Genomic DNA, 3,345 nt, shown 5'->3' with positions numbered 1-3,345 from the left:
TCATCCTTCTGGTAACTAATCTTAAGTTGACGTTGGGTTGACGACATTGGGGTCTGACCCCATTAAATTTACGCAGCATGCCGACGACCCGATCAGGGCGCAGCCCAGGCGTAAGGTGCAGCCTGCACACATCTCGAAACGTACGTCGTCCGATGACAATGCTGCGATAAATATCATATATTTTAAGCAAAATCAAGCAGATTACAAGAATAAAAGAAATTTTAATCATAGTGAATTCTTATATCTTCTATAGTAAAAGAAAAACGCTGACCGTCGCTACCAGATTCGCCCCACGACCCAGGATCCTGATTCTCCGAAATCATGCACCAGGATATTGCGTTTTTCCCCTCCGCATGCTATCGTAACGCATGCACAATTAAATACGAGTGTTATGTCGCTCCGGACTTCATGCGCTGCCATCGCAGCCACCGGCGTGATACATCCTTCCCACTCGCACAAAACTAAAGGAGATCACATCATGAATCATCACACAACTTCACGCAACATTCTGTCCATCGTTCAGGCCGCTATGATCGCCGCACTCTACATCGTACTGACCGCGCTCGCCGCAGGCTTCGATCTCGCAAGCGGTGCCATCCAGGTTCGCTTTTCCGAGGTGCTGACCATCCTCCCGTTTTTCACACCGGCTGCGATTCCAGGCGTCACCATCGGCTGCCTCCTCGCGAACATCCTGACCGGAAGTGCCCTGCCGGACATCATCTTCGGCACGCTCGCTACCCTGCTCGGTGCCCTCGGAACCTATGCGCTCCGGAAGCATCGCTTTCTCTGCACGCTCTGCCCGGTCATCTCGAACGGCATCATCATCCCGCTGGTTCTCCGCTATGCCTACGCGGTCCCTGGCGCACTCTGGTTCCTGGCACTGACCGTCGGCGCCGGCGAACTCATCTGCTGCGTCCTCTTCGGCAGCATCCTCATCGCCGCCCTGCTCCCGCACCGCGACCGACTGTTTAAGTAATCACCATCCTGTGATCAATGCTCATCCCACTGAAAGAGATCGCTACAGCTACACACACTTGTCTCTTCCAGAGCACGGGCTTCACCACTACACAAACAAAGCGCTGAACTGCCACCCCGCAGATCAGCGCTTTTTCTCTTCATCCCATTCCAAAAAACATCCAGCATTATGCGCATAGATCACGCCGACCGCCTGCAGATAAGCATAGATCACGGTACTCCCGACAAACTTCATGCCGCGCCTCTTCAGATCCATCGATATCCGGTCCGAGAGTTCCGACTGCGTCCGCCCTTTCTCATACACCACCTGCCCATCCGTCCAGTGCCAGAGATACTCCGCGAAGCTGCCGTACTCCTCCTGTATCGCCCGAAAAGTCCTCGCATTCGTCACCGCCGCCTGTATCTTCAGACGATTTCGAATGATCCCGGCGTTACTCCTTAGTGACGTCATCTTCTCCTCGCCATAGTCACAAACCGCCTCCAGGTCGAAGCCATCGAACGCTTCGCGAAACGCCTCACGTTTATTCAGCACACACTCCCAAGACAGCCCCGCCTGAAAGCACTCCAGAACCAGCATCTCAAACAGCTTATGATCATCATGGACCGGCACACCCCACTCTTCATCATGATAGCGGATGTACCGCTCATTTTTCGGATTCGCCCAGCAGCACCGCTGCTTTCCATCGACCCAGTCCATCTGCACACCTCCTGTCTCTGATGCCCGCTGCTCCATCAGGCCAATGCAGGCTCCTCTACTGCCCTTTCCGCCCGTGCCTTATACGCCCACGATACGTATAAGTGCATCCTGCAGAACCTTTGAAAAATTCACGCCCATGCTCTCCGCCTTTTCATTTAACCAGAACGGAATCGTACAGTTCTTTTTCACCGACTTATTTCTCATACGATTCTGATACGCCTCAAAATCGATGTCCACATAGGTCACGAGTCCATCCGAAAAATCAAGCTCGTCATCTGAAACTTCCTTTGCTTTCGCTCGAGCTTCCTCGAAGCTGGAAACCGCTGGCAGCTCATCCTCTGTTTTAAACTCCATTCCAGCCGTTCCCATCGCATCACGTGCCATTTCGATCGCATCTGCAAGGCTGCTGCCTTCCGTATATGTATCAAAATCCGGAATATATACCAGAAAATCATCCTCATCCTGCTTAATTAAAACCGGATATGCTTTTGCCAGAAATCTATTCATATAATCACCTCATATAATCTAAAAGCTCAGCATTCAAGGAGCCTCACATAAGTCCCCATTTTTTCAGTATCGCACGAGCCAGTCTTTCATTGATTTCCTTATGCCTCGGAATGACTTCGACGTCGTTTCCTCTCACATACTTGTCATGATTTCCACCATGCTCTTTGAACGTGAATCCAGCCCGTTCAAGTTTCTTGATCAATTCTTTGTTTTTCATCAACTATTCCTTTCTACAATTATACGCCCTTTATGCGTATTTTCAAGACAGACTGGCGCACATTTCTGAAACCATATCGAATCATAAAATGACCGCTTACAAAAATGTCTTGTTTTAATAAAGGGATTTATATCGATCATCGACACGAATGAACATAAACTCATTCTAACACGAGGAATAGAATATGCGTAGAGTCTACAAACGGACTATATTGAGCGGTTTACCTCCAGGTTTTTCAAAGCCTTCACACTGATATGAGGTCGCAAGATTTTATTGAACAGTTACATTGATCCGTACGTTTTTTGTATCTAATTAGAAACTACAACAAAGCGCTGACCTGCCACCCCGCAGATCAGCGCTTTTTCCTTATATGACATGCCAATGCAGGCTCCTCTACTGCCGTCTCCGCCCGCGCTCGTCAAACATCAACTTTAGTTCTCTCTGCACGTACACCACTGTTCCGAGCAGCATGAAGGACTGCGCAAGCACCATCACCAGCGCAAGCGTCTCGAGCGTTTCCTCGCTGGCCTTCGCGAATGGCAGCTGCACCAGTACGGACAGTGCCAGTGAAATCCATCCGGCTTTCCACCATACCCGCCCGCAGCACGCATGCGCAAACGCCCAGGTATCCGCGTTTTTCATGGAGAGCGCCGTCCGGAACCCCACCCAGCGTGAAATATTCCTCGGCGGACATGTCTTCATCATATATCCACCGAAAAGCATAACCGCCGGAATGATCAGATTCACTATAAAAATCTCCATATAATCAAACATTTCTCATTTTCTCCTGCTACTCGCCTGACATGGATTGGTCACTCCGATCTAGCACCGAAAAGCACCTACTCATCAAGTTCTATTGTTGCTGATTTCATGAGCTGTCACGGAGCTGCTCTCATGAGCTGTCGCTGAACTGCTCAACTTTGCGTCATGAATGTCGTATGGGTTATCG

Annotated in this window: 5 protein-coding genes; 1 reads left to right on the top strand and 4 read right to left on the bottom strand. The window is 49.9% G+C overall.

Annotated features, from left to right (window positions below; all coding sequences use genetic code 11):
• The first annotated feature begins 478 nt into the window (after positions 1 to 478).
• Positions 479 to 976 carry a QueT transporter family protein gene (locus ACK8P7_RS10835; protein WP_410044211.1) on the top strand — a complete coding sequence of 166 codons (498 nt, stop codon included), beginning with the start codon at positions 479 to 481 and terminating at the stop codon, positions 974 to 976.
• 123 nt (positions 977 to 1,099) lie between these two features.
• On the opposite strand, the gene ACK8P7_RS10830 is transcribed toward ACK8P7_RS10835, so the two are convergent.
• From ACK8P7_RS10830 to ACK8P7_RS10815, 4 genes are all read right to left on the bottom strand, one after another.
• The gene (locus ACK8P7_RS10830) at positions 1,100 to 1,672 is read right to left on the bottom strand and encodes a DNA-3-methyladenine glycosylase I (protein ID WP_410044210.1); all 573 of its coding nucleotides are present in this window, start codon (positions 1,670 to 1,672) and stop codon (positions 1,100 to 1,102) included.
• A gap of 78 nt (positions 1,673 to 1,750) precedes the next feature.
• Positions 1,751 to 2,179 (bottom strand): type II toxin-antitoxin system HicB family antitoxin, encoded by a 429-nt coding sequence (locus ACK8P7_RS10825; RefSeq protein WP_410044209.1) that lies wholly within the window; start codon positions 2,177 to 2,179, stop codon positions 1,751 to 1,753.
• A 43-nt stretch (positions 2,180 to 2,222) separates the two neighbouring features.
• Positions 2,223 to 2,396 carry a type II toxin-antitoxin system HicA family toxin gene (locus ACK8P7_RS10820; RefSeq protein WP_410044208.1) on the bottom strand — a complete coding sequence of 58 codons (174 nt, stop codon included), beginning with the start codon at positions 2,394 to 2,396 and terminating at the stop codon, positions 2,223 to 2,225.
• A gap of 393 nt (positions 2,397 to 2,789) precedes the next feature.
• The gene (locus ACK8P7_RS10815) at positions 2,790 to 3,170 is read right to left on the bottom strand and encodes an SdpI family protein (RefSeq protein WP_410044207.1); all 381 of its coding nucleotides are present in this window, start codon (positions 3,168 to 3,170) and stop codon (positions 2,790 to 2,792) included.
• Positions 3,171 to 3,345: the final 175 nt, after the last annotated feature.

The sequence above is a fragment of the Oribacterium sp. P9 genome, assembly GCF_046365365.1.
Classification (GTDB): Bacteria; Bacillota; Clostridia; order Lachnospirales; family Lachnospiraceae; genus Oribacterium.
Note: the sequence above shows the minus strand (reverse complement) of the source record. Positions and strands in the feature narration are given on the sequence as shown.